This window comes from Streptosporangium sp. NPDC048047 (genome assembly GCF_040653115.1).
Lineage (GTDB): Bacteria > Actinomycetota > Actinomycetes > Streptosporangiales > Streptosporangiaceae > Streptosporangium.
Genome location: NZ_JBEZNH010000120.1, coordinates 1 through 4442, shown reverse-complemented (window position 1 = coordinate 4442; position 4442 = coordinate 1). Strand labels below are relative to the sequence as shown.

Here is a 4442-nt window from a genome sequence, read left to right as displayed (position 1 = left end):
CTGGAGACCTCCAAGGCCGCCGAGGAACTGACCGCCGAAGCCGACGGCACCCTGCTGCGCCTCCTTGCCGAAGGCGCCGAGTGCGCGCCCGGCCAGGTCATCGCCCGCCTCCTCGGCGAGGGAGAGGAGCCGGGGTCCCCGGCCGGAGCGGGGTCCTCCGGCCGGGGGCTCCCCCCGGCGGACCCCGCCGCGACCGGGCGGCCGGGGACGGACGGCGTCCACGTGAACGGCGTCCACACCGGCGGCATCCCTGTCGACGGCGTCCGCGCCGGCGGCGACGCGCGAGATGACCCGTCGCGGCCGGACGGCCCGGGGATCCCGGAGGGGGTCGTGATCACCGAGCCCGCCCGGCGGTTCATGGCGGAGCACGGCATCCCCGCCGAGCGGGTGCTGGCCCTGGGCAGGAAGCTGGTCCGGCGGACCGACCTGGAACCCCTGGTCGCGCCGCCCGGGTCCGCGGAGGGCGCGACGCCGGCCGCGCCCGCTCCCGGGCCGGATGGGACCGGGCCTGGAACGGCCGGACGAGGCGAGACCGGACCGGGCGGAACCGGGGCTGTCGAAGCCGGGCCGTCCGGAACCGCGACGGCCGGAACCGGTTCGCCCGACGCCCGGACGGCCGAGGCCGGTTCGCCCGACGCCCGGACGGCCGGTACCGGGCAGGACGAGGCCGGGCTCATCGAGCTCTCACGGAACCAGCGGCGGATCGCCGAGGTCGTCGAGCGGTCGCACCGGGAGATCCCCGCCGCGTTCACCGCGGTGCGGATCGACGTGACGGAGGCGCTGGCCCACGCCCGCCGGGAGACCCGGCGGGTGCGCGCCCTCGTCGGGCTGCCCGAGCTGCTCGTTCAGGCGACCGGCCGGCTGCTCGACCGCTTCCCCCTCTTCTTCGCCGCGCCCGTCGACGGCCTCCGCGCCCGCCCGGCCCCCTCCGCCGAGGTCGGCGTGACCGTGGACGTCGGCAAGGGGATGTTCGTGCCGGTGGTGCGGGACGCGGGGCGGCGCCCGCTCGGCGAGATCGCCCGCGACCTCACCCGGTTCCGCGAGACCGCGCTGAACGGCGCGTTCCGCGAGCGGGACCTGTCCGGCGGCAACATCACGGTCACCCTGCACACCGACGCCGCCGTCGTGGCGGCCACGCCCATCGTGTTCCCCGGACAGATCTGCGCGCTGTCGCTCACCGCTCCGCGCCCGGAGGTGGTGGCGGAGCGCGGCGGGGGCTTCGCCGTACGGAAGGTGATCACCCTGGGGCTGACCTACGACCACCGGTTCGTCAACGGCCGCGACTCGGCCGAGTTCCTCGGCGCGCTCCGGACCGCCCTGGAGGCCCCGGAGCCGCAGGAGTCCCCGGAGTCACCCGAGTCCCCGCAGGACGGCGGCCCGGCCGCCTGACCGCCGCACCGGCCCCGGGTCCCACCCGGGGCCGGCCTCCTCCGCCGCGCCGGCCCGGATCTCCCGGCGGCCCCGGTCTCCATGGCCCCGGATCCCGCCGCACCGGTCTCCCCCGCCGCGCCGGACCTCGCGGCCCCGCGCCCCGCCCTGCCGGCCCCGGATTCCGCCGCGCGAGATCCGGGCCTTCCCGCGGCCCGGGGACCCCGCGATATCCGCCTCCACCTCCCCGGCGACCCGCGCGACCACGCGCCCCGAAGAACACAACAGGAGAATTATAAGTAAAGTTTCCTAAAAGAGAGCATTGACGACGCAGGTCGGAAGGCATAACTTCCGGTCAATGACCCGTGGGGGGCGGGATCGCAGCGGTATGTCCTCACCCCGGAGGTGGCTCTCCCGATGTCCTCACGTCTGCGCACCGGCCTCGTCGCGGCCGGCGCGTCACTCGCCCTGATCGCCTGCGCGCTGGCCGGCACGGCCGGCGCCGCCGTCAACGACGAGGCCTGCCGTCCGGACGGCCTCTACACCACCCCCGGCCTCGCCGTCCCCTTCTGCCAGGTCTACGACGAGGCGGGCCGGGAGAAGATGGGCGCCGACCACCCCCGCCGCGTCATCGGCTACTTCACCGGCTGGCGGACCGGCAAGAACGGCCAGCCCGCGTACCTCGCCAAGGACATCCCCTGGGGCAAGGTCACCCACATCAACTACGCCTTCGCGCACGTCGGCCCGGACAACAGGATCTCGGTCGGCGCCGACGGCCCGGACAACGCGGCCACCGGCATGGAATGGCCCGGGATCGACGCGCCCGACCCCGGCCTGCCGTACAAGGGGCACTTCAACCTGCTGAACAAGTACAAGAAGGCCCACCCGGAGGCCAAGACGCTCATCAGCGTCGGCGGCTGGGCGGAGAGCGGCGGCTACATCGACGACGGCGGCACCCGCCGGGCCTCCGGCGGCTTCTACACGATGACCACCAACGCCGACGGGTCGGCCAACACCGCGGGCATCGACGCCTTCGCCGACTCGGCGGTGGCGTTCGTCAGGAAGTACGGCTTCAACGGCGTGGACGTCGACTACGAGTACCCCACGTCGATGAAGGACGCGGGACACCCGCTGGACTGGCAGATCGCCAACGCCCGGCGGCCGTCGCTGATGCGGAACTACGCGCTGCTGATGAAGACCCTGCGCGACAGGCTCAACGCCGCCGCGGCCGCCGACGGCAGGTACTACATGCTGACCGTCGCCGCCCCGTCGTCCGGCTACCTGCTGCGCGGCATGGAGACCTTCCAGGTCACCCAGTACCTGGACTACGTCAACATCATGTCCTACGACCTGCACGGCGCGTGGAACGAGTTCGTCGGCCCCAACGCCGCCCTCTACGACGACGGCAAGGACGCCGAACTCGCCCGCTGGGGCGTCTACACCACCGCGGCCTACGGCGGGATCGGCTACCTCAACACCGACTGGGCCTACCACTACTTCCGCGGTGCGATGCAGGCCGGCCGGATCAACATCGGCCTGCCGTACTACACCCGCGGCTGGCGCAACGTCACCGGCGGCACGAACGGCCTGTGGGGCACCGCCAAGAGCACCGGCGCGTGCCCGACCGGACTGACCTCCTGCGGCGACGGCGCGCGCGGCATCGACAACCTCTGGCACGACGAGGAGAACGGCGCCGAGGTCGGCGGGGGCGGCAACCCGCTCTGGCACGCCAGGAACCTCGCCGAGGGCCGCGCCGGATCGTACGGCCCCGCCTACGGCCTCGACCCGGCCGGCGACCCCGAGGACCGGCTGACCGGGACCTACACCCGCAACTACGACCCCACGCTGGTCGCGCCGTGGCTGTGGAACGCCGGCAAGAAGGTCTTCCTGTCCACCGAGGACGAGCAGTCCGTCGCCGCCAAGGCCGCCTACGTCAGGGACAAGGGCATCGGCGGCGTGATGATCTGGGAGCTGGCCGGCGACTACGCGTGGGACGCGGCCAAGGGCGAGTGGTTCATGGGCGACACGCTCACCACCAAGCTGTACGACACGCTCAAGACCGCCGCGCCGTACGGCGCCGCCCGCGCCAAGGTGAACGTGCCCGCCGAGAAGCTCGACGTGCAGGTGGAGCTGGGCGGGTTCCCGGTCGGCGACAGCAACTACCCGATCACCGGCAAGCTGAAGATCACCAATAAGTCGTCGACGACCATCCCCGGCGGCGCCGAGTTCCAGTGGGACTACGCCAGCTCGGCTCCCGGGACCGCCAAGGACCAGTCGGGTTACGGCCTCACCGTGATCAGCAGCGAGCACACCGCGGCGAACAACATCGGCGGGCTGAAGGGCGACTTCAACCGCGTCTCGTTCAAGCTGCGGGCCTCCGAGTCGCTCGCCCCCGGCGCGTCGCTCACCATGGACTACGTCTACTACCTGCCCGCCCCGGCCCCGGCGAACTTCACCGTGAGCTTCGGCGGCAGGACGTACGGCCTGACCGCGGACAACGCCCGCGGCGGCGTGGTCGTCAACCCGACGCCGACGTCCGGACCGACCGGCGGCCCCGGCGGCGACTGCGCCGCTCCCGCGTGGTCGGCCACCCAGGTCTACAACGGCGGAGCCCGGGTCTCGCACAACGGCCGGCAGTGGGAGGCCCGGTGGTGGACCCAGAACAACGAGCCGGGCGCCGGTGACGTCTGGAAGGACCTGGGCGCCTGCTCGGGGCCCACCTCCACGCCGACCGCCACCTCCTCCCCGAGGCCCACCGTCACCCCGACCGTCACCCCCACCGCCACCCCGACCGTGACGCCCACGACCACGCCGACGGCGACACCGACCGCGACCCCCACGGTGACACCGACCGGCGCCTACCCGGCGTGGAAGGCCGGCACGGCCTACACGCCCGGCGTCCGGGTCACCCACGCGGGCATCGGCTACGAGTGCCGCCAGGCGCACACCGCCGTGGCGGGGTGGGAACCGCCGAACGTCCCCGCCCTCTGGCTTCGCCTGCCGTAGCCCCCGGTCCTTGCGTCGGCCACCCCGACCAGGTGCGGATGATCGGCGCCGACGTCGTGCCGTTCTTC

Annotated in this window: 2 protein-coding genes; both read left to right on the top strand. The window is 73.5% G+C overall.

Going from position 1 to position 4442, the window contains the following annotated elements:
- Positions 1–1389 (top strand): 2-oxo acid dehydrogenase subunit E2 (locus AB0D67_RS38940; protein ID WP_362947427.1); only part of this gene is annotated, 1389 nt, incomplete at its 5' end.
- A 396-nt stretch (positions 1390–1785) separates the two neighbouring features.
- The gene (locus AB0D67_RS38935) at positions 1786–4374 is read left to right on the top strand and encodes a glycosyl hydrolase family 18 protein (protein ID WP_362947424.1); all 2589 of its coding nucleotides are present in this window, start codon (positions 1786–1788) and stop codon (positions 4372–4374) included.
- Positions 4375–4442: the final 68 nt, after the last annotated feature.

Excerpts from the sequence above, each read along its gene's own strand:
- AB0D67_RS38935 (WP_362947424.1), top strand. The coding sequence starts at position 1,786 with ATGTCCTCACGTCTGCGCACCGGCCTCGTCGCGGCCGGCGCGTCACTC.